The following is a 23,096-nucleotide window of genomic DNA, read 5'->3' on the forward strand; positions in this document are numbered from 1 at the left end:
CTAGGACTCAGGGGTTATTTGTATACTCGTACTGATGCGCTGTACATCGTCCAGATCAATCAGACCGGCCGCAGGCTGGAGCGCACAGGCACTGCCGCAGGCGGAACCAAGGCGCAGCATATCGCTTAATGCCCCGCCCCGACTGGCTGCCGTTACCATACCGGCGGCCATCGCGTCGCCGCTGCCCAGTGCACTCGTAATCTGCAGCTCGGGCACCCGGACCCGGTAAAAGCGTCCGGTCGCCCGTTCGGCGGCTATCGCGCCATCAGCGCCGAGCGAAATGGCAGCCATCGCGGCACCATGATCCAGCATGGCGGTCAGAGCCTGCCGCAGCTGCTCCGCTGAAGGCGGCAGACCGCCCGTCGTTATGCCGGCCCAATCGCAGGCTTCCTGGGCATTGGGCTTGATTAGATCCGGTGCCGCTCCGATACCATGATGCAGGGCTGCACCGCTGCTATCGAGCGCTGTCCGGGCACCGCAGTCGCGTACGATGCCGATCAGCCGGGCGTACAGATCGTCCGGGCATCCCTGCGGCAGACTGCCGGAGAACAGTACCCAGTCGGACTTGTGAGCGAGTGTCTCCAGCTGCCGGGTCAGCTGCTCCAGCTGTGCGGACGTGACCAGCGGACCCGGCTCAATAAGCTCTGTCTGTGTCTGTTCCTGCTGTTCCAGAATCGTAATCGCCAGCCGGGTCTCGCCATCGGCCTCGGTGAAATGGCAGTCGACCTGTTCGGCAGCGAGCAGATGCTGCATTTTCTGTCCGTTATAGCCTGCCGTGAATCCGGCGGCAGCTACGGGTTCTCCGAGCTGACGGATGACCCGGGCGGCATTGACGCCTTTGCCGCCGGGCAGGGTCAGTCCGGCCGTTCGGTGAACGTGATTGATTTGTAAGGAAGGAATCTGGTAAATAATATCCAGTGCTGCATTCAGTGTTACTGTCGTAATCATGAAGCCACCGCCTCTGAATGAGAGTTACGGATGGTCTGCATGGTCTGCTCAGGAGATCAGTTTCAGCCCAACGGCCGAAGCGATGATCATCGCTATAAACAGGATGCGCCAGCCGCTTTTGGCTTCATTATACATAAGCATGCCGACAATTGCGCCCCCGACCGTACCGATACCTGTCCAGACCGCATAAGCGGTGCCCATGGCAATACCGTTCATCGCATAGGTGAGACAGGAGAAGCTGCCTGCAAAAGCCAGTATGAGCAGCATAACGTTTAACACGGATTTATGACGTACAAGCCGGTTCATCCTGATGACACCGACCACTTCAAATCCTCCTGCAATAACAAGAGCTAACCAGTACATCAGACCTCACCTGCCTTTTCTGCAACTTTGCTTTCATTATCCGTGACAAGCTTCAATCCAATCACGCCAGCCATCAGCAGCATAATCAGCAGCAGCTTGGTCCACTGGAACGGCTCGCCAAAGATCAGCATCTCCGCAGCTACGGTTCCCCCGGTACCAATCCCGGTAAATGCTGCATAGACCGTACCAACCGGCAGCCGATTGGAAGCTTTGATAATCAGATAAAAACTGAGGGTAATCCCTGCCGCTGTCAGTATCCATTCACTGACAGTTCCGGCATGTTTAAGGCCGGATACCCAGACGACCTCTATCAATCCACCGATAAATACATATAACCAGTTGCGATTCATGATGTTTGTTCATCCCCTTTGTAATGCACATCCTGTGTGTCTTTAATTTTTGATTTTCCCGTTATTGATGAACGGCCTGAATCCCCCGCCAGTATACCGGCCATATGGTATTCAGCCGCTGCACCGAGCGATGGGACTGTCCATACAGCATCTCGATCAGGATACCGTCGGCGCAGGTCATGTATGCCTGGGAAGCTGCCTCCGCAGATAGGCAGAGGGAGAGCTCGCCCTGATCCATGCTCTGGCGCAGCAGCCGGGTCAGACGGGATTCTAGTACATCGAGCAGATTATAAATCAGCGGAATGACCTCTTCCCGAAGCGCTGCAGGCGGAAAAAATAACATGCGAATCACGAATTTGATCGTATCATCACTGGTATATAACTCCTGCAAATAGGTGAGCAGTCCGCGCAGCTTTTGCTCCGGCGGCTGTTCCCGGTGGGCGATCATATAGCGAATGATCTGATGCTTCAGCGCCCGTGCCGCCCGGCTCAGTACCTTGAGGAACAGGTCTTCCTTGCTTTTGAAATGGGCATAGATCGACGGTTTCTTGATCCCTGCTTCTGCAGCCAATTTGGAGAGAGAAGCCCCCTCATAACCATCCTCCGCAAAATGGCACAATCCAATATGGAGCAGCTGTAACTTCACACTCATAAATACACCTACCTAACGGTCGTTAGTTTAATTGATTATTTCACATCATTTTTAATCTGTCAACTGGGTATTTTCCTGTAATGGCTATACGACAAAAACGCCTGCTCCCCGGAAGGACAGACGCTTTGCCAATAATATATGAAGAGCCGACTAGCGAGTATAGATTGCCTGTACAGCCGCTACAGATGGATAACGATTCAGAACGTAGTAAAGCCGAGGATCAGCTGCAGCCGGTAAGCGATATCCTTGATCCAGGTGCTGTCTTCCTGATAGGCACTCAGCGGCAGGGTATACTGCTCTCCATTGTTGGTCCACAGCATAGTGAAGTAATCATTTACTTCCTTCATCAGTGCATTGTCTCCGGGAGCGGAGATCCACAGATCATTTTCCAGATTGTAATCTTTCAGATTGCGCGGGGTAAAGTTGGACGAACCGCCGATAATCAGATCATTGCCTGATCCCCGATCAATATACATCAGCTTGGTATGGTACTGCTCTTCGGTCGTGTTATACCAGCGTACACCGATTTTGCCGTCGGTCTCGCTGCTTAATTCGGCAGCCACCGGACGGTTCGGGATGCCGATTTTGTCCTGACCAAACGCATTCTGGTTCGGGTCCAGAATGAGCTGGATCTTCACACCGCGCTGTGAGGCATTGATCAATTCGGAAGTCACCTGCTTGTCGGCAAGGTAGAACATGCCCATCCACAGGGTATCTCCTTCGCGGGTACTCTGTATGCCTTCCAGCAGGCGATCGTATACTTTGCCTTCGGTAATATAGCGGAGCTGGATATCTCCTTTGCCGGTCGTAGCCGGTGTGGAGGCTGCAGGGCCTGCCGCTGCACCAGAGCTACTGTTTGGCTGGGTGGTCTCTTCATATTCCGGCAGCTGTACCTTGCTGCCGGACAGATCGATCACCGCCTGCTCCGCCCGCAGCAGATCGGCCGTGATCGGTCCCTGCACCTCAAAGGCGATATTGGAATGATATGCGCTGGCATCATGAATATTGCCGGTAGAGACGAGTGCGCTGTTCTCGGTGATGACGGCCTTTCGGTGGTTGGCTTTGACATTCATCAGCTTCAGATAGGAGCGGAAGGTCACATTGGGACCGGATGTAGCCATGCCGTTCGGAATATGCCCATTGCCTTCCTGACCAAACCACTGGAAAAAGGTACGCCATACCGCCGAATAGACCGGTGTCGAATCGCGCAGCGGGTCCACATCCGTCATAACGACATTAATGCCGTTTTGCTTCATTTTCTCCAGCAGTGGATTGGGATTGGAATTGTAATCCGTATTGACCTCATCGGTGATGAAGACGATTTGCAGATCCGGAACCTGCTGCTTGCGTTGAATCAACTTATTGGTGAGCTGCTCGCTCAGCTGCGGGTATTTTTGTCCTTTATGTACGTAATTGTTGAACAGGAACATATCGATGACGATGTAGTCTTTGGCTTCACCGATCATTTTGATGATACGATCGTAGATTTGCCTTTTCTGGGTAAAGCTGTTCTCGGTTCCCGGAGCGGCATAGGTCAGATCGTAATAAAAATTCACATGGTCCACATTATAGAGCGGGCCTTCATAGGATACTCCGGCAGGCAATGGTTTATGGGTCTGATAGATCATAACGGCGATAAGCCAGATAATTAGCAAACCAAGCAGGGAACGAAGGGAAATGACCTGCCAGCTGGACTTGCGTTTACCGGGACCCGAAGCGTGAATAGGTGGTGTATGTTTGGAAAATGCTTTCATTAGCAGTGAAGCTCCTTTCAGGATGGACAACAGTGTCACATATGTATCCATATAACAACAAAAGTCGGTTTTTGACGCAAAACGTCAATATGTAAATTAATGGGTCTTTAAGAAGAATAAAATTTAATTTTGTAAAATCTGTGACATACAGTTGCAAACGGGGTATCGCGCGTTTATATATAATTCATGGGTATCTAGCATAGTTACATGTAATACCTGAATAACGCTATCATAGAGGAAAAAGGGGAATGTAATGAAAGCAATTCAGTCTACCCGCAAAGCAGTTATTGTTGGGGCAGGACCCGGAGGATTGGCTGCAGGCATGATCCTTGCCAGTCACGGGTACGAGGTGGACGTGTATGAGAAGCAGCCGGTGGTAGGCGGCCGATCTTCCCGTTTGCATCTGGGTGAATACCGGTTTGACCGCGGAGCCACATTCCTGATGATGCCTCACCTGATCGAGGAGTTATTTGAGATGTCCGGCCGTTCGCTGGATAACTATGTAGACATGCAGGAGCTGACACCGCTGTACAGCCTGCATTTTGGAGATATGGTATTCAAGCCTTCACGGGATCGCGAGGATACGGCAGCGCAGATCGCCCGCCTGTTCCCTGGCGATGAGCAGGGATACTATCGCTATCTGGAAGAGGAAGATGTGAAGCTGGACAAAGTGATGCCTTTGCTGCGCCGTCCATTCTCCAGTCTGGCTGATTATATGCGCACCGATGTTCTTCGCGCGTTGCCCAAGCTGCATCTGAATGATACCGTCTATGGACGGTTGTCCCGTTATTTCAAGGATGAGCGCCTCAAGCAGGCTTTTACGTTTCAGTCCAAATATCTTGGCATGTCTGCCTGGGAATGTCCGGGTACATTTACGATACTGTCCTACCTGGAACATCGCTATGGTCTTTTTCACCCCAAAGGCGGGCTGAATTCCGTATTTGAAGCGATGGCACAGGTGATCTCCGAGCACGGCGGACGCGTACATACCTCTAGAGGGGTGCAGCGTGTAATTACACAGGGGCGCAAAGCTACCGGAGTAATCTTGGACAACGGCGAACAGGTCAATGCCGATCATGTGGTGATTAATGCCGACTTCGCTTCGGCGATGAACCAGCTGTTCGAACCCGGTGTGCTGCGCAAGTATGCGCCGGATCAGCTGGCACAGAAGAAATATTCCTGTTCGGCCGCGATGCTCTATCTGGGTATTGACGGGGCTGTCGATCTGGAGCATCACTCTGTTCACTTCTCTGCCGATTATCACAAAAATGTAGATGAAATCACCAAGTTCAAGACGTTATCCGAGGACCCGTCGATCTATGTACACAACCCTTCGGTGCTGGATTCCACGCTGGCACCGGCAGGCAAATCGGCGCTGTATATTCTGATGCCGACGCCGAATCTGACGGGCGAGACCGACTGGGAAGCCAAGCGTGAGCAGGTGAAGGAGCAGATGCTGGATCGGGCAGAGCAGATTCCGCAGCTGAAGGGACTGCGTGACCGAATCGAGACGATGAGCTTCTTTACCCCGCTGGACTGGGAGCAACAGCTGGATGTGTATCAGGGAGCGACTTTTAACCTGACCCACAATCTGGGACAAATGATGGCTTTTCGTCCACATAATCAATTCGAGGAAGTGGACGGCGTATGGCTGGTTGGCGGAGGAACGCATCCGGGCAGCGGACTGCCGACGATCTTTGAATCGGCGCGGATCAGTACATCGCTTATTTTCAAGCAGGACGGGGTAGCCCATTCTTCCAAAATGGACGCCGGATCGGTTCTGGCGGGGGCGGAACCATCATGAGCCGCAGGAAAAAGATCGCCATCGTCGGCGGTGGCATTGGCGGATTGATGGCAGCCCTGTTATTAAGCCGCCGGGACGTCGATGTAACGGTGTTCGAACAGAGCGACCGGCTGGGCGGACGAATCGCCTTTGAAGAAGAGGGCGAGCAGCGGATTGATCAGGGACCGACGATTGTCCTGCTGCCCGAGATGCTGTACAGCATTCTGGAGGAAGCGGGAGTCAGTCGTGATCGCCTGCCGCTGATCGAATGTGATCCGCTGTACCGTATTCATTATCCGGATGGCAAAGTGCTGACCAAGCATCGTGATCCGGAGCGTCAGGCAGAGGAAGTGGAACGCGTATTTCCCGGAGAAGGACGGAATTTCCGGCGGTTTATCCGTGAGATGCATCCACTGTTTCCACGGGGACAGGCTTCTTTTCTGGAGCGTGATTTTCCGGCCTGGACGCAGTTTTTTAGCGGAAGTAATCTGTCGTTGATGCGCAGCCTGCGCGCCTATCGCAATCTGAGCAGTGCGGCAGGGATGTATTTCCGCCATGTACAGCTGCGTGAAGCCTATTCGCTGCAGAGCCTGTATATCGGCGGCATTCCCGAGAAGACGCCGGGACTGTATACGATGCTGCCTTATGCGGAGCATGCTTTTGGTGTCTGGATGCTCAAGGGTGGATATGGCATGCTGCCGCAGATTCTCGGAGAAGAGCTGGCAGCGCGTGGTGTCACTGTCCATCTGGATTGTCCGGTGGAGGAGATCGAGGTTCGCCATGGTGTCTGTCTGGGTGTTCGGGCAGATGGAGAAAAACAGGCATTTGATGCTGTATTGTATAATGGGGACTTTCCCTATATTCATTCCCTGTTATCTGGCAGCAAGCCGCCGATCAAGCCGCGCCGTACGCCCTATCAGCCATCTACCGGATGTGTACTGATCTATGCGGGTACCAGGCGACAATGGCCGGATATGCTGACTCATCAATTTTTCCTGCCGAATGGTCTGGATGCGAGTCTGCGCGAGACCTTCCGCAATCGTCAGCTGCCGCGGGATCCTTCCTTTTATGTATTCAATCCGGTGGCACTGGATGAAGATGCAGCTCCGGCAGGCGAGAGTGTTCTGTATTTCCTGATTCCGGTAACGGATGAAGCAGGCATTGACTGGGAACAGGATACCGACCGGCTTGTGCAGCAGGTGCTGGATTCCGCCGAAGAGAGGGGATTCATCGGACTGCGTGATTCCCTGAAATGGATGAAAGTACGCACACCGGCGGATGCGCTGCGCAGCGGCTTGTATGGAGGCGGCAGCTTTGGGATTGCGCCGATTCTTCGTCAGTCCGGCGTCTATCGTCCGCAGCCCAGACCTTTTCCGACCATACGCCGGTTATATGCAGCCGGAGCATCCGTGCATCCCGGCGGCGGCGTACCGATTGTGATGCAGGGAGCGAGAATGGCTGTACAGCAAATTGTAAAGGAGTTGGGAATTTGAATTATGTAAGCGAAGCGGATCTGCAAAGCTGCGAAGAAATGATCCGTCACGGTTCGTCGTCTTTTTATTATGCCTTTAGCTGGCTGAACAGTCCCGAGAAAGAAGCGGTTCATGTCATCTATGCCTTTTGCCGGATGATTGACGACAGTGTGGACGAGCCGGACCAATCCGCCTATACGATTCAGGAGCTGCAGTCCCTGTTTGCCAATCTGGAACAGGCGGAAGGACACTTTATCTGGCCTTCCCTGCGCTGGCTGTTTGATGCGTTTCCTTCATTGTCACGGACGCCGTTTCAGCGGCAGATGGACGGGCAGACATATGATCTGACCTTTACCCGCTATTCCACGATGCGGGAGCTGGAGCATTATTGTTATCTCGTAGCCGGTACGGTGGGCGAGATGCTGCTGCCGGTGCTCAAGGGCGAGCACAGCGAACAGATCCGTCATTCCGGCATTGCGCTGGGCAAAGCGATGCAGATCGTGAACATTATGCGGGATATCGGTGAAGACAGCCGCAGAGGACGGCGTTATGTGCCGCTGGAGCTGCTGAACAAACACGGCTATACCGAGCAGGAGCTGGAAAACGGCGTGATCAATGATCGTTTTCGGGCGATGATGGATGAGCTGCGTCTGCTGGCCGAGCAGTGGTTTGCGACAGGGCTTGGAGATTTACATGCTTATCCGGAACGCAGTGCGTTTACGGTGGAATTGGCGGCGACATTTTATGCGGGCATTATGGATGCCATTGCAGATAATGAATACGATGTATTTTCCCAGCGTGCCTATGTGGATGAAGCGCGCAAGCGTGAGCTGCTGATGAAGGTAGCTCTGCATCACGGTGTGAATCCGGAAATGCTTGAACGGCCTGCGGTATCCTGATGGGCTGGTTATTCTGGATCTGGTACGCAATTGGAGCCGCCCTGCTATTAACGATAGGCGTACCAGAAATGCTGGATTTCTCAAATGGATTATTTTTAGTGTTTTACGCGCTGTATGCCCTGTATCTGATGAAGCGACAGCAGGTATATTGGCTACTGTCCGACCAGTCAGTCAGTAGTGGGGAGAGCAAGTCGTATGTCCGTTTATTGCTGCCGACCGTTATGATCTGGCTGGGCGGGATGTCACTGGAATGGATCGGTGTACATACCGTATGGCCGTTTGGAGAGTATGAATATACGCCTGTGCTGGGCAGTCTGATTTTCGGCGTACCGTGGACGCTGGGATTTGCCTGGATTGGTGTAGTAGCCGGCGGAGCGCTGCTCAGCAGTGCCCGGGTGGAGACAGGCGAGCAGGTGCCTGCTGCTGTACGCTCCTGGCCTGCGCGTCTGCTGCGTGCTGTCAAAATCGGCATCTGGATCCTTATTCTGGATCTGGTACTGGACCCTGTCGCCCATGCGCGCAGATTCTGGCACTGGGGTGGAAGCGGAGGATTTTATGGAGTGCCATGGAGTAATTTTGTCGCCTGGTTTGTCGTGGGCGGAGTGCTCTCGCTGACACTGCCGATATTATTTATCACCCGCAAAGTGCACCGTCAGGCGACTTTTCTGTATCAGGGCATGCTGCTGCTGTTTGGACTGCTGGCCTGGAAAGCGGGCATCGAAGGTTCGATGCTGGCGGCTGCGCTTGGCATACTGCTCGCGGAAGGGAGCTACCGGTATGATACCCGCGCATAAGTCGCTTTGGTTTGACCGGATGTTTATCCGTTACAACGAATGGTACCTGCTGCGCCGAAGTTTTCATTCCTTTACCCTGTCAGGTGAGCTGGATCTTGTACCGGCGGATCAGCCGGCCTTGTATATTATGAACCATAGTTCCTGGTGGGACGGTCTGCTTATTTATCATGCGTTCCGTCATACCTCGGCTGCGGATCACTATGTGATGATGGAGGAGCGTCAGCTGAACCGGTATGCCTTTTTTGGCAAGCTGGGCGCTTTCTCGATTGATAAAGGCAGTCCGGGCGATATCCGGCAGTCGCTGCGCTATGCGGCCGGGCTGCTGGAGCAGGGCAAGCGGGTATGGATGTTCCCGCAGGGGGAGATTCGTCATCTGGAAATGCAGCCGCTCACTTTCCGTCCGGGTATTGGTCTGCTGCTAAGACAGACCGCTGGTTCCGTACCGGTCATTCCGGTGACATTATATTATGGACTGTATCAGCATGCCCGGCTGCAGGCTTCCCTGCAGGTCGGTGCACCTGTATATCAGGATTGGAGCAGACTGTCGTCCCGTGATTGTGCCAGTCGGCTGGAGGCGATCATCACCAGCCAGCTGGACGATCAGCGTAACCGGCTGCTTATCGCAGATGGAGAGCAGCCGGGTGCCAAGGATCTGATCCGCCGCCAGCGCTCTACCGATGAGAAGTACGACCACTATCGCAGCCTCAGAAAAAGGTGAATCTATGGAGTTCATGCTGCAGGCAATAACGCTCTGGCTGGTCCTTCAGCTGCTGTTCACAATCTGGAATCTTCGGCAAATGCCAAAACTGGGCAGTCGACTGCATTCGTACGGATGGGAACAGCAGTATGATTACAGCCAGCAGAACAGCAATACCACTACCCATCATACATACAGCGGCACTGCTGCTGACCCGGCGGATGGATTAGCGGCATCCCATGGGACTGAACTTGCTTCTACCGGCAAACAACGGCCGCTGCTGTCCATATTGATACCGGTCCGTGATGAAGAGATTAATATCCGGGAATGCCTGGAATCGGTGCTGTCCTGCCGAACCGACAGTATAGAGCTGGAGATTCTCGTCATGAACGATCATTCCGAGGACGGGACGGTTAGCGAAGTGAAAAAGGTAATGGCGTACGATACCCGTGTCCGTCTGTACGAAGGGCAGCCGCTGCCCGAAGGCTGGATGGGCAAGTCATATGCCTGTCATCAGCTGTCCCAGCATGCACAGGGAGAATGGTGGCTGTTTGTGGATGCGGATGTGAGGCTGGGACCGGAAGCGCTGGAGGCAGCCATGATAACGGCACGTTCCCAGCAGACCGGACTGATCAGCGGCTTTCCGCGCATGGAGACGGGAACCTGGCTGGAACGTTTGGTCGTGCCGATGATGGCCTTTGTGATTGGCTATCATCTGCCAATCATGATGGTGCGGCGCAGTCCGCGTCCCTTTTACCTGGCTGTAACCGGGGCGTGGCTGATGATTCACCGGGACAGCTATATGCGCTGCGGCGGTCACAAGCATATTTTTAATCATATTGTTGAAGACATGGAATTGGCCAAAGCGGTCAAACAAGCTGGTGATCCGGTTACACTGGCGAATGTACAGCGCCATACTTCCGCCCGCATGTATCGTAATGCTGCCCAGGTATGGGAAGGCTACAAGAAAAATATATTTGCCGGTACCGGGCGCAATCCGCTTCTCGTACTGGGAATTATTGTATTGTATACACTGCTGTTTATATGGCCGCTGCTGATGCTGATCTATGGTCTGATCACCATGCAGACAGAGCTGATCGGCTGGTCGGCGGCAGCCGTACTGACAGGGATGCTTAGCAAAGGAATCATCGATCATCACAGCGGCAAGCCGCTTTGGACGGGTGTACTGCTGCCTGCCAGTGCTCTCTGTCTGATCCTGATTCTGCTCGATTCCTGGTTCGCAGGCATCAAGGGCAAAGGCTACAGATGGAAAGGCAGGACCTACGGATGACTATCAATCAACAGCCCGGCAGCCGCAGGATCATTATCATCGGTGCCGGTTTTGGCGGATTGTCATGCGCCATTACGCTGGCAGTCAGAGGCTATGAAGTGACTATGCTGGAAAAGCAGCCTGTCGTGGGCGGCAAGCTGCAGTCGGTTGAACGGGACGGCTATCATTTTGACCGGGGACCGAGCACGATTACGATGCCGCATGTATTCCGCAGTGTATTTGAATATGCCGGCCGGTCGATGGACGATTATGTGCAGCTGTATGAACTGGAGCCGCGCACACGCAATATTTTCGTTGATGGATCGGTTGTGGATCTGAGCCGGGACGCTTCCGTGACAGCGCAGCAGATTGCTGCCTACAGTCCGGAAGATGCATTGAACTATCCGCGCTTTCTGCAGGAAGCCGAGGTACTGTATCGTGAAGCGGATGCACAGTTCCTGAATAGACTACTGCTGTCATGGAAGGACAAGCTCAAACCTTCCATGGGTAAAAGTCTGCTGCGTGTCCGTCCGCTGACGACGCTGCAGTCCCTGCTGCGCAAGTATTTTCGTCATCCCAATACATTGATGCTGCTGGGACGGTACGCTACCTATGTGGGAGCTTCCCCGTATCAGGCGCCGTCGATTTTTGCCATGCTGGCTCATGTGGAAGCCAATCAGGGTGTCTATGGGGTCCGCGGAGGCACCCATCAGATTGTGCGCGGGATGGAGAAGGTGGCGCTGGAGCTGGGCGTACAGATCCGAACGGGTGTGGAAGTGAACCGGATCCTGACGAATTCCGGCCGGGTAACCGGGGTGGAGACGGATCAGGGAAGCTGGCAGTCTCCGCTGGTCATTGTAAATGGGGATGTACTGAGCGCCAGCCGGATGCTTCTGCGACAGGAGTATCGTCCTTCTCTCCCGGACAGGCGGATTGATGTCTACGAACCTTCCCTGTCCGGATTTGTCACGCTGGCAGGTGTACCGCAGCAGTACGATCAGCTGTTGCATCATACGGTCTTTTTCCCGGAACAATATGAGCCGGAGTTCCAGTCGATTTTCGGGCAAAAAAAGCCGCCAGTGCAGCCGACGCTGTATATTTGCCATTCCGGTTATTCCGAACCGGAGCTTGCACCGCCGGGTGGCAGCAATCTGTTTATTCTGGCTAATGCACCCTATGTATCGGATCAATGGAACTGGCAGGAGCAGCGTGAATCATATGGTCAGCAGATCGGTAAGATGCTGGAAGGATTCGGTTTGCAAGGCATCCGCCAGGGTCCGGTCTGGGAGCATTATACGCCCGAGGATATCCGGCGCGATACGTATGCGCATCAGGGTGCAATTTATGGCATATCGTCTAATAGTCCACGCCAGACCTTTTTCCGGCCGGGCAATCGCAGCCGGGATGTGAAGGGGTTATGGTATGTAGGCGGCACAACGCACCCTGGTGGAGGCACGCCGGTCGTGACGCTGTCCGGACAGCTGGTCGCCCGGCATATTGCCGATCATTTGTAGGTTCTACAGACACAGTTCTGGTGAGCATTGTTCGGAATGCAGGCAGCATATCTATTATTCCTGTTTGGATTACAATGGAATGCTGGTATATTTAAATAATGGGCTTGAAGGATGAGCCAAATGAATACAAGGAAGTGGCCGGTCCATCGCAGAGGGCTGATCGGTATGATTATGACAGCATCTGCAGGCGGCCGGTTTCAGAGAGGAAGGGGCTCATGAATCAGGAGAACCCTATAGCAGGCAATATTTCCGACCGGAAAAGCGCACATGTACGACTCTGTCTGGAAGAAGACGTAGCTGGAGCAGGCGTCACCTCCGGACTGGAGCATTATCGTTTTCGGCATCAGGCACTGCCGGAGACGGATTTTGGCAGTATTGATCTGGGTACATCATTTCTGGACATTCCGATGCGTGCGCCGCTGCTGATCAGCTCCATGACCGGCGGCAGCGAAGCGACCGGGCAGATCAATCGTCGTCTTGCCGAAGCTGCGCAAAGCCGCGGCTGGGCGATGGGACTCGGATCGGTACGGGCAGCGATTGAGCATGATGAGCTGGCAGCTACATTTAATGTACGCCAGCAGGCACCGACTATTCCGATTATCGCCAATCTGGGAGCGGTTCAGCTCAATTACGGATTTGGTATTGACGAATGCAGGCGTGCTGTGGAACTGGCGGAAGCGAGTGCGCTGGTGCTGCATCTGAACAGCCTGCAGGAAGTGTTTCAGCCGGAAGGGAATGTGAATTTTGCCGGACTGCTGTCCCGGATCGAGCAGATCGCCCGGCAGCTGAATGTTCCGGTAGGTATCAAGGAAGTGGGCTGGGGCATTGATGGAAGTACCGCACGCCGGCTGGCAGATGCCGGAGCCGCTTTTATTGATGTAGCGGGAGCAGGCGGCACATCATGGAGCCAGGTGGAGAAATTCCGCAGCAGTGATCCGGTGCGCCGCGCCGCTGCCGAGGCATTTGCAGATTGGGGTACACCTACCGCAGAGTGTATCCGTGACGTGCGCGAGCAGCTGCCGCAGATGCCGCTGATTGGCAGCGGTGGACTGAGTCATGGTATCGATGCCGCCAAAGCGATTGCGCTTGGTGCCGATCTGGCAGGCTTTGGCCGTTCTCTGCTGGGAGCGGCGGTCGAATCGACAGAGGGACTGGAGCAGGTTCTGACCCGTGTGGAGTTCGAGCTGTCGGCAGCCATGTTCGGCGTTGGAGCTGCCCGGATCAGTGAGCTGCAGCAGACAGACCGATTGTACAGACGCCAATAGAATAGTCACGCACCAGGCCCGGAATTCATTCCGGGCTTTTGCGCGTTCTCTGGAGTCATACAATCTGCAGTTAAGCGAAGTAACCTGAAAACAACATTTTGAAATTAAGAAAGTTTCTGCAAAACTCTACAAAATTCGCGCCCTGAAGACGATAACATATAGGTAATTAGAACTACACAACATGATTATAATCGCAGGGAGGAAAGAGAAATTGAAAAAGCTTCAGCACATCAGACTGGGGTTGCGTCCCAAACTATATCTTATTATTCTGCTGCCATTATTCATCATCGGCTCGCTGACCATGTGGACGACTCAGCGTCTCATACAGGAATCTGCGCTATCTACGCTGCAGCAAAGCAATGAGACGCTGGCTACCCATACCGCAGCACAGCTGAACACGGACGAGATCCGTAAATTATACACGTACAGTGATCCCGAACAGAGCCAGGTATACAAAAATCTTCGGACTCAGATTAATAATCTGAGACTGCAGTCCGGGGCGCTCTATGTATACATGTTTAACTACAAGAATAACAAATGGTCTTACACAGTGGATGGCGCCGATTGGAATGATGCGGAATACAGTTCCTATAATGATTCCATGGATTTTGATGGAGATACGACTGCACGGCTGACTGCCGGCCAGAGCGTGACTACCGATGTGGTGTCTGATCCGGAATGGGGAGATTTGTTCTCTACCTTTACCCCGATCAAGGACAAGAGCGGCCAGACGGTAGGCTATCTGGGAATCGATATTTCTGCAGCGGATGTCAACATGGTATATGAACAGACATTGACCCAGGCGTACAAGCTGGTCATTCCTATTTTTGCTACTGTTGTTGCATTGGCAGCGCTGTGTGCGATGCTGTTTATCCGCCGTACGCTGACCCAGGTGGGAGAGGTCAAGCACAGTATGGAGCGAGTCACTGAGGGAGATCTGACCGTAGGATCGCAGCGTATTACCGGCGATCAGCTGGGCGAGATCAGCGATCTGAACAACGCCATGATCCATCATATTACTGAGATGATTACGAGCATTCAGTCTGGCTCCGGTACATTGCAGGATTCTTCCCAGTATATTGCCGAAGTCGCCGAAGGAACACTTCGCCAGACGGAAGAGCTGTCGCGGGCTATTCAGGAAATTGCCTCCGGGTCTACCCAGCAGGCAGAGCAGACCGAACAATCTGTGCAGCAGTCGACCCAGCTGGGCCATATTATCGATGAAATCGGCAGCTATGTGAGCCAGTTCAGTGCGACAGCCGAACAGCTGTCCAGCGTGAGCGGCAAAGTACGGCATCAACATGAACAATTGTTACAACATGGAAAGGAAAATGTCGCCCGGGTACAGCAGATCCAGCAGCAATCCGAGATTCTGGCAGAGCAGTCCCGCAAAGCTTCCGGCATCAGCGGACAGGTACAGAGTATCGTCAAGCAGACACAGATTCTGGCGCTTAACGCCTCGATCGAAGCTTCCCGTGCCGGTGAAGCAGGCAAAGGATTCTCTGTCGTAGCAAGCGAGATGCGAAATCTAGCCCAGCAGTCCGAGCAGTCCATCGGCGAGATCGACAGCATTCTTCACCAGTTTGTGGAGCAGATCAGCCGGATCAATGTACAGTTTGAAGCGAATATGGATTCGGCGAACCGTCAGGAAGTGCAGATCGAGGAATGTATGGAATCCTTTGAACAAGTGAGCCAGGTTTCCGGTGAAGTGCATCAACTGGCGCTGAAGCTGTCGGAGAAAACAGGCGACATGCAGCATATCCGTCATGAAGTAGAAGAACATCTGGGCTATATCGCTTCAGCGACCGAAGAGACGTCCGCCATGACCGAGGAAGTGGCCGCCAGCGCACTCGAACAGCAAAAGTCCGTCTCGGAACTTTCCGAGATATCCGGCAGCCTGAAGACACTGGCGCATGAGCTCAAGGGACAATCGGATAAATTTATCGTATAGTTCGTTTGCCACGTCTGTTGTTCTCATATATAATAGTGTGGAAATTCAGATCGAATGCTTACCAATTCAACCAATAGGAGTTGTCATATAAATGGCTTTGAAAGCTGGTATTGTTGGGCTTCCTAACGTCGGGAAATCCACACTTTTTAATGCAATCACCCAGGCGGGTGCCGAATCCGCCAACTATCCGTTCTGTACGATTGATCCTAATGTTGGCATCGTCGAAGTACCGGACGAGCGTCTGGACAAACTGACGGAACTCGTTGAACCGAAAAAAACCGTCCCTACCGCATTTGAATTTGTCGATATCGCCGGTCTCGTACGCGGCGCAAGCAAAGGCGAAGGCCTGGGTAACAAATTCCTCGCCCATATCCGTGAAGTCGATGCAATTGTACACGTGGTACGCTGCTTTGAAGACGAGAACATCACACACGTGGATGGCAAAATCGATCCGATCAGCGATATCCAGACGATCAACCTGGAGCTGATTCTGGCCGATCTGGACAGCGTTGAGAAGCGTATCGACCGTTCCAAAAAGAACATGAAGGGCGGCAACAAGCAGTACGCACAGGAAGTGGAAGTACTGGAGCGCATCAAGGAAGCTCTGTACAACGACATGCCTGTCCGCAGTGTGGAGCTGACCGATGAAGAGCGCCTGATCGTACGCGATCTGCACCTGCTGACGATGAAGCCGGTATTGTACGCGGCTAACGTAAGCGAAGATGGCGTGACCGAAGCCGATACCAACCCTTATGTTCTGAAAGTCAAAGAATTCGCCGAAGCGGAAAATGCCGTTGTCGTGCCGATCAGTGCCAAGATTGAAGCGGATATTTCCGAAATGGAAGATGAAGACAAAGCGATGTTCCTCGAAGAATTGGGTCTGTCCGAATCTGGCCTGAACCGTCTGATCAAAGCAGCCTACCGTCTGCTCGGTCTGTACACGTACTTTACTGCCGGTGTACAGGAAGTGCGCGCTTGGACAATCCGTAAAGGCACCAAAGCTCCTGGAGCAGCTGGTGTTATCCACACGGACTTCGAACGCGGATTTATCCGTGCCGAAGTAGTGAGCTATGAGGATCTGGTCAATGCAGGTTCCATGAACGGTGCCAAAGAACGTGGCCAGCTGCGCCTCGAAGGCAAAGAGTATGTCGTGCAGGATGGCGACGTTATGCACTTCCGTTTCAACGTATAAGAATCAAAAGGATCTACCGGATCTTTCCTACTATAAAAGTATAAAAGCCTTATTCCATACAGCTCTCCGTATACGCTAGGTATACGAGCGGGCTGGCGGAATAAGGCTTTTGTTTTGCCGTAAAAGGTTACGACGAGAATAACCCGTCTTTTCTCGTGGTTAGCGGTTCACGTTAACCATACCTGCTTCGGGATAGCGTTCGCCGACCGCTGCACCCTTGGGAGCGACGGCATCAATCCGCTGAAGCTCTTCGTCGGTAAAGGAAACATCCAGTGCCCCCACATTTTCCAGCAGATACTTGGTCTTTTTCGTGCCGGGGATCGGAGCGATATCTTCACCCTGTGCCAGCAGCCAGGCGAGCGCCAGCTGGGAAGGAGTACAGTTCTTTTCCTGGGCAATCTCGCCGATCCGGTCGACCAGATCGAGATTTTTCTGGAAATTATCGCCCTGAAAGCGCGGCGAGTAGCGGCGGTAATCATCTTCCGCCAGATCATCGAATGACTTGATTTGACCGGTCAAAAAGCCGCGTCCGAGTGGACTGTACGGCACAAAGCCAATTCCCAGCTCACGGCACACCGGCAGAATCTCGTCTTCCACATCCCGGCTCCAGAGAGAGTATTCGGTCTGCAGCGCCGAGATCGGGAACACATCATGCGCCCGGCGAATCGTCGTAGCAGAAGCCTCGGACATTCCCAGATAGCGCACTTTGCCTTCACGTACCAGTTCGGCCATCGCCCCGATCGTTTCTTCAATCGGTACATCGGGATCGACGCGGTGCTGATAATACAGGTCGATCGTATCGATGCCGAGACGCTTCAAGCTTTTCTCACACGCTTCGCGCACATATTCGGGACGCCCGCTGATGCCCTGATACGATCCGTCATCACCGCGCACGTTACCGAACTTGGTGGCGATGACGACATCACGGCGATGCTTACGGATAAAGGGGCCAATAAATTCCTCGTTGTGTCCATTTCCGTACATGTCTGCAGTATCATAAAAAGTGATGCCTTTCTCAAAAGCCAGCTCCAGGGTGCGCAGCGATTCCTGCTCATCCCTTCCCGAATAGAACTCGGACATTCCCATACATCCCAGACCAAGCGGCGATACGATAAGTCCCTGCTTTCCAATGGTTCGTTGAGTAATGGTCATGATTTTCCTCCTTGAGGTTCATGTAATGGCTGACGGGCGATAGAGAAATAGATACGCTGTACCGGACATGATCGGATGGCTGCACATAACAGACATCGAAGTCGATCATTCCGATATGCTTATTATAAATAACCAGCAGAACAATAGCCAAATCCGGCTAAAATGCTTCGTCAGCCATACGCAAAAAAATGGCGAAAACTGCATATTTAGGATAGGAAAGCGGTTCTGATTATGCTATAATCAAGAGTCGTAACCCTGTATTTGACGCATAATTGCAGCTGTATCCCGTACATCTGTGATGCGGTTGGAGGCAGGGTATTCCTTTTATCGTTATATTTTTGTTTGCGGAAGTTGTTGGAACAGGCATATTTCACAGTTCCAAGTGGATGTGCGGTATCGTATTTTTCCTGAATTTTATAAATAACTATTGAATATATGAAGAGGTGGTTTTCCGTGTTAGATCGTTTACAGGCATTAGCGGACCGCTATGAGAAATTGAGCGAGTTGTTATGTGATCCGGATGTGGCGAGTGATTCCAAGCGTCTGCGTGATTATTCCAAGGAACAGTCGGATTTGCAGCCGACATTTGAAGCGTATACCGAATATCGCCGGGTAACCGAAGAGCTGGATGCAGCCAAGCAGCTCCAGGGTGAGAAGCTCGACGACGAGATGCGCGAGATGGTCAAGATGGAGATCGATGAACTGTCTGCCCGCAAGGAAGAACTGGAAGAGCAGATTCATATTCTGTTGATGCCAAAAGATCCAAATGACGATAAAAATGTCATCGTGGAGATTCGCGGCGCGGCAGGCGGCGACGAGGCAGCATTGTTCGCAGCTGATCTGTACCGCATGTATACCCGTTTCGCAGATACACAGGGCTGGCGTGTCGAAGTGCTGGATACCAATGTCAGCGATCTGGGCGGATTTAAGGAAGTGACTTTCCTGATCAATGGACGCGGCGCTTACAGCAAACTCAAATTCGAGAGCGGTGCACACCGTGTACAGCGTATTCCTTCGACAGAATCCGGCGGACGTATTCATACTTCCACTTCGACAGTAGCGGTTATGCCGGAAGCGGAAGAACTGGACATTGAGATTCATGATCGCGATATCCGTGTGGATACATTCTGTTCCAGCGGTGCCGGCGGCCAGTCCGTCAACACGACCAAATCGGCAGTACGGGTTACCCATATGCCAACCGGAATCATGGCCACCTGTCAGGACGGCAAATCCCAGAACTCCAACAAGGAAAAAGCACTTCAGGTACTGCGCGCCCGTATCTCCGATATGATGCGCCAGGAAGAAGAAGCCAAATACGCCGGCGAGCGTAAAAGCAAAGTAGGTACCGGAGATCGCAGTGAGCGTATCCGTACGTATAATTTTCCGCAGAGTCGTGTGACCGACCACCGGATCGGACTGACACTGCACAAGCTGGATCAGGTTATGAATGGCGAGATCGAAGAGATTGTATCGGCGCTGACCTTGGCCGAGCAGGCTGATCTGATGGCGAAAGAGGCCTGATCGGTTGGCACAGGATCAACAGCTGTTCGTCATGCAGCCGCAGCGAAGTATAAGGGAAGCCTATGTTGAGGCTTCTTCTTTTTTAAGGGAGCAGCAGGTGATGGAGCCGGAATCCAATACCAGGCTGCTGCTGGAATGGGTGCTGGATTTGTCGGGAGCTGCTTATTATATGGCGCTGCCCGATCCGTTTCCAGCGGACAAGCGTGAAGCCTGGGAGAGCGCAGTGAATCGCAAAGCTCAGGGTGAACCGGCACAGTATATTATCGGGGAACAGGAATTTTACGGAGAATTGTTCCACGTGAATCGTTCGGTACTTATTCCACGTCCAGAAACAGAGCTGCTCGTCGAAGCGGTGGTGAATCTGGGTCATACGCTTCCTTCAAGTGAAAATGAAAAACGTCCAATCTGCGTCGATATCGGTACAGGCAGTGGAGCCATTGCGCTCACGATTGCTCGTCTTTGTCCGGACTGGGAAGTATGGGCAAGTGATATTTCAGCGGACGCCCTGCAGGTCGCACAGCATAACAGCAGACAGCAGGGCACGGAGATTGGCTGGCAGCAGGGCAATCTGCTGGAGCCATTTGCCGGGAAGCGTGTGAATATTGTGGTATCCAATCCGCCGTATATTCCCGATGAAGACATCGCCGGATTGCAGCCGGAAGTGAGAGAGCATGAGCCGCTGACCGCATTGGCCGGCGGCCCGGACGGTCTTGGACCTTACCGGATTATGATGTCCCAGCTGAGTCTGCTGGCGAACCGCCCGGAGATGGTCGCTTTTGAACTGGGCCAGGGGCAGGCCCCGGATGTTGCCCGGATGGTTCGTGAAGCGGGCTATGAACAGATTCATATTATCAAGGACCTGGCCGGTATTGAACGTCATGTAATTGGAATCCTAACCTGAAGCAGTACAGGTTGAATGCGAAAAGGAGACAGGCATGATCACAAAGCTGAAACGGATCGATTGGACATTATTTACAATTTTACTGATCATGATGGCGATAAGTCTGGTGGTTATTTACAGCGCGACCCACAGCAGTTCCCGTTTTGGCGGCTCCACCAGCAAAATGGCCCTGTACTATCTGGCCGGTTTTATCGTCTTTTTTATAGCTGCATTGGTCGATTACCGGCTCTGGATCCGGTACGCCAAATATATTTATATTGGCGGAATTGCTCTGCTGCTGCTCGTTATGATCATCGGTCAGACGCTTAACAACGCCCAGGGCTGGCTGAGCATAGGCGGTTTGAGTCTACAGCCTGCTGAGTTGTTCAAGCTGGTGCTTATTATTGCCCTGTCTACATTGTTGGCTTCCAAAAAAAAGCTCAAGCTTTTGTTCTGGCAGGACATTACACCTTTGATTGCCGTAGCATTTGTTCCATTTGCTATCGTTATGGCGCAAAATGACCTTGGAAATGCGCTGAGCTATCTGATCATCATGGTAGCACTGCTATGGATCGGCAATATCAAATACACGCAGGCGATTATTTTCACTACGCTGGTAGCGGTAATGGTCATTGTGGGTATTCGCAGTTATGTAACGTACCATGATCAGATTGAGACGTATCTGTCAGATATCAAGCGGGATCACTGGATGGAACGTATTGATCCGTGGCTGATGCCGGACGAAGCAACACCAAAGGCAATCTATCATACACGTAATGCCAAGCTGGCCATCGCTTCAGGTGGTCTGGGCGGAGAAGGTTTCATGAAAGGCAGTTCTGTACAGGCGGAACGCGTGCCGTTAACGTATTCGGATTCGATCTTTGTCGTGGTGGCAGAGGAGTTCGGATTTATCGGGGCAGCGGTACTGCTCCTGCTGTATTTTACGCTTATTCATCGGCTGGTACTGGTATCCCTGGAATGCCGGGAGCGAGCCGGCCCGTATCTGATTATTGGTATTGTGGCGATGCTGCTGTATCAGATATTTGAAAATATCGGCATGTTTATCGGTCTGATGCCGTTGACCGGGATTACGCTGCCGTTTATCAGTTTTGGCGGTACCTCGCTTGTTATGAATATGGCCTGTATGGGTCTGGTCATGAGTATCCGGATTCATAATCAGCTGGATACGGAAGATCTTCCCATGGAAGCGTCGAGTCGTTACACACTGAACTAGATTGGAGTACATAGCGTACTCACCGTACAGTCCTGATGTGATCCTATCTGAGGATCTCGCAGAAGGATAAATTTTATTCTACTGCAAAAACCAACAGCAGACGGCGTCAGGACACAAAAGGAGAACCGGGAGCTTGCCATCGGGGCTCCTTTTCTATATGACCGGGGATATGGATGTATAAATAATGTATAGAGAATGACAGGCAGGGTAATGCATACAAGACAGGGAGGCAGTACATGATGAACGATTGGACGGAGAATGGTTATTCTCCATTGTCTGCGGATCAACCGGTGAGAATCTGGGATGCGCGGCAGGTGAATACAGCAGAACAACATATTGCAGAAGCCGGGGAGATTCTGAGAAAGGGCGGAATTGTCGCTTTTCCGACAGAGACGGTGTACGGGCTGGGTGCAGATGCAGGCAATTCCGCAGCCGTTGAGGCTGTATTTGCTGCCAAAGGAAGACCATCCGACAATCCGCTTATCGTGCATATTTCACAGCTGGAGCAGCTGGATCGTCTGGTCACGAATGTGAAGCCGGTGGAGCGGGAGTTGATGGAGCAGTTCTGGCCGGGTCCGCTTACTCTGGTCATGCCGGTGCAGCCGGGAGCGGTATCTCCGTATGTCACAGCCGGCCTGGATACGGTAGGTGTGCGGATGCCGGATCATCCGGTCGCACTGCGTCTAATTACGGCGGCAGGATGTCCACTGGCTGCGCCAAGCGCCAACCGCTCCGGCCGGCCCAGTCCAACCACAGCGGAGCATGTGGCCGAAGATCTGTCTTCCCGCATACAGGGAATCGTGGATGGCGGCAGTGCGGGTGTCGGGGTTGAGTCGACCGTTATTCAGGTGCAGGAGGATGGAGCGGTACTGATCCTCCGTCCAGGCGGCATTACGGAAGATCAGCTGCTCACAGTCGCTTCATCGGTTATGACGGACCCGGGGCTATCTGGCCTGTCAGCCGATACGGCACCACGTGCACCGGGGATGAAGTATGCCCATTACGCTCCGCGCGGCAGTATGACCATTGTGCTGGGTGAGGACCATGATGCGGTACGCCATCATATTCATGAGCAGCTGCATCAGGCAGAAGAGCACGGAGAGCACACCGGGGTGCTGCGGTTTGAGGAGGATCAGGATGATTATGGAACAGCGCTGCAGCTGTCGCTTGGCAGCCGATACACGCCAGAGGTGGCGGCAAGCCGTCTGTATGCCTGTCTGCGTACGCTGGACGCACATGGAATTACCTTTATCATGGCTACAGGCTGTTCCGAACAAGGCGTCGGCGCGGCCGTGATGAACCGCCTGTCCAAAGCAGCCGGAGGCCGGATGATACACGTATGATCGTGTTCCTGGATAATCTGCCTGTACAAGTGAACGATAAGACGTCTTTTGGTATAATAGAG

20 protein-coding genes are annotated in these 23,096 nt (G+C 52.9%); 14 read left to right on the forward strand and 6 right to left on the reverse strand.

The annotated features are described in order from the left end of the window. The 5 genes from M1D61_RS02580 to M1D61_RS02600 form a co-directional block, all read right to left on the reverse strand. Entirely contained in the window at window positions 1–948 is a 948-nt protein-coding gene (locus M1D61_RS02580; protein ID WP_458121064.1) for a 1-phosphofructokinase family hexose kinase, read from the reverse strand. A gap of 48 nt (window positions 949–996) precedes the next feature. Then, complete coding sequence (locus M1D61_RS02585) at window positions 997–1,311, reverse strand: DMT family transporter (RefSeq protein WP_046212815.1); 315 nt, start codon at window positions 1,309–1,311, stop codon at window positions 997–999. After that, the gene (locus M1D61_RS02590; RefSeq protein WP_458121065.1) at window positions 1,311–1,661 is read right to left on the reverse strand and encodes a DMT family transporter; all 351 of its coding nucleotides are present in this window, start codon (window positions 1,659–1,661) and stop codon (window positions 1,311–1,313) included. Before M1D61_RS02590 ends, M1D61_RS02585 begins: the two co-directional genes overlap by 1 nt. A 61-nt stretch (window positions 1,662–1,722) precedes the next feature. After that, window positions 1,723–2,313: a TetR/AcrR family transcriptional regulator gene (locus tag M1D61_RS02595; RefSeq protein ID WP_458121066.1), complete on the reverse strand. Its 591-nt coding sequence runs from the start codon at window positions 2,311–2,313 to the stop codon at window positions 1,723–1,725. 197 nt (window positions 2,314–2,510) lie between these two features. Further along, window positions 2,511–4,067 carry a phospholipase D family protein gene (locus tag M1D61_RS02600; protein WP_458121067.1) on the reverse strand — a complete coding sequence of 519 codons (1,557 nt, stop codon included), beginning with the start codon at window positions 4,065–4,067 and terminating at the stop codon, window positions 2,511–2,513. A gap of 253 nt (window positions 4,068–4,320) precedes the next feature. Here M1D61_RS02600 and M1D61_RS02605 point away from each other — a divergent pair, with 253 nt between their 5' ends. From M1D61_RS02605 to ychF, 10 genes are all read left to right on the forward strand, one after another. Further along, window positions 4,321–5,871 (forward strand): phytoene desaturase family protein, encoded by a 1,551-nt coding sequence (locus tag M1D61_RS02605; RefSeq protein WP_458121068.1) that lies wholly within the window; start codon window positions 4,321–4,323, stop codon window positions 5,869–5,871. Further along, complete coding sequence (locus tag M1D61_RS02610) at window positions 5,868–7,343, forward strand: phytoene desaturase family protein (protein WP_458121069.1); 1,476 nt, start codon at window positions 5,868–5,870, stop codon at window positions 7,341–7,343. Before M1D61_RS02605 ends, M1D61_RS02610 begins: the two co-directional genes overlap by 4 nt. Next, window positions 7,340–8,221, forward strand: a complete 882-nt coding sequence (locus tag M1D61_RS02615; RefSeq protein WP_458121070.1) for a phytoene/squalene synthase family protein — start codon at window positions 7,340–7,342, stop codon at window positions 8,219–8,221. The genes M1D61_RS02610 and M1D61_RS02615 overlap by 4 nt, the downstream gene beginning before the upstream one ends. Before the next feature lie 68 nt (window positions 8,222–8,289). Continuing rightward, window positions 8,290–9,015: a carotenoid biosynthesis protein gene (locus tag M1D61_RS02620; protein ID WP_458121071.1), complete on the forward strand. Its 726-nt coding sequence runs from the start codon at window positions 8,290–8,292 to the stop codon at window positions 9,013–9,015. After that, on the forward strand, window positions 8,999–9,733 hold the full coding sequence (locus M1D61_RS02625; RefSeq protein ID WP_458121072.1) for a lysophospholipid acyltransferase family protein: 735 nt from the start codon (window positions 8,999–9,001) through the stop codon (window positions 9,731–9,733). Before M1D61_RS02620 ends, M1D61_RS02625 begins: the two co-directional genes overlap by 17 nt. A 13-nt stretch (window positions 9,734–9,746) precedes the next feature. Then, window positions 9,747–11,003 carry a glycosyltransferase gene (locus tag M1D61_RS02630; protein ID WP_458121073.1) on the forward strand — a complete coding sequence of 419 codons (1,257 nt, stop codon included), beginning with the start codon at window positions 9,747–9,749 and terminating at the stop codon, window positions 11,001–11,003. Then, complete coding sequence (locus tag M1D61_RS02635; RefSeq protein WP_458121074.1) at window positions 11,000–12,496, forward strand: phytoene desaturase family protein; 1,497 nt, start codon at window positions 11,000–11,002, stop codon at window positions 12,494–12,496. Before M1D61_RS02630 ends, M1D61_RS02635 begins: the two co-directional genes overlap by 4 nt. 215 nt (window positions 12,497–12,711) lie before the next feature. Continuing rightward, entirely contained in the window at window positions 12,712–13,761 is a 1,050-nt protein-coding gene (fni, locus tag M1D61_RS02640; protein WP_458121075.1) for a type 2 isopentenyl-diphosphate Delta-isomerase, read from the forward strand. A 211-nt stretch (window positions 13,762–13,972) separates the two neighbouring features. Continuing rightward, on the forward strand, window positions 13,973–15,712 hold the full coding sequence (locus M1D61_RS02645; RefSeq protein ID WP_458121076.1) for a methyl-accepting chemotaxis protein: 1,740 nt from the start codon (window positions 13,973–13,975) through the stop codon (window positions 15,710–15,712). Between the two features lie 91 nt (window positions 15,713–15,803). Then, the gene (gene ychF, locus M1D61_RS02650; protein ID WP_046212827.1) at window positions 15,804–16,904 is read left to right on the forward strand and encodes a redox-regulated ATPase YchF; all 1,101 of its coding nucleotides are present in this window, start codon (window positions 15,804–15,806) and stop codon (window positions 16,902–16,904) included. A 159-nt stretch (window positions 16,905–17,063) separates the two neighbouring features. Here ychF and M1D61_RS02655 read toward each other — a convergent pair whose 3' ends face one another. Then, complete coding sequence (locus M1D61_RS02655; protein WP_458122396.1) at window positions 17,064–18,050, reverse strand: aldo/keto reductase; 987 nt, start codon at window positions 18,048–18,050, stop codon at window positions 17,064–17,066. Between the two features lie 459 nt (window positions 18,051–18,509). Here M1D61_RS02655 and prfA point away from each other — a divergent pair, with 459 nt between their 5' ends. From prfA to M1D61_RS02675, 4 genes are all read left to right on the forward strand, one after another. Beyond that, entirely contained in the window at window positions 18,510–19,577 is a 1,068-nt protein-coding gene (prfA, locus tag M1D61_RS02660; protein ID WP_458121077.1) for a peptide chain release factor 1, read from the forward strand. Window positions 19,578–19,608: 31 nt separating this feature from the next. Next, window positions 19,609–20,478: a peptide chain release factor N(5)-glutamine methyltransferase gene (prmC, locus tag M1D61_RS02665; RefSeq protein ID WP_458122397.1), complete on the forward strand. Its 870-nt coding sequence runs from the start codon at window positions 19,609–19,611 to the stop codon at window positions 20,476–20,478. Window positions 20,479–20,512: 34 nt separating this feature from the next. After that, window positions 20,513–21,691, forward strand: coding sequence for an FtsW/RodA/SpoVE family cell cycle protein (locus M1D61_RS02670; RefSeq protein WP_458121078.1), 1,179 nt, complete (start codon window positions 20,513–20,515; stop codon window positions 21,689–21,691). Window positions 21,692–21,927: 236 nt separating this feature from the next. Then, a complete protein-coding gene (locus M1D61_RS02675; protein ID WP_458121079.1) occupies window positions 21,928–23,034 on the forward strand; it encodes an L-threonylcarbamoyladenylate synthase in 1,107 nt (368 codons plus the stop codon). Window positions 23,035–23,096 lie beyond the last annotated feature (62 nt).

This window comes from Paenibacillus sp. Z6-24 (genome assembly GCF_054161335.1).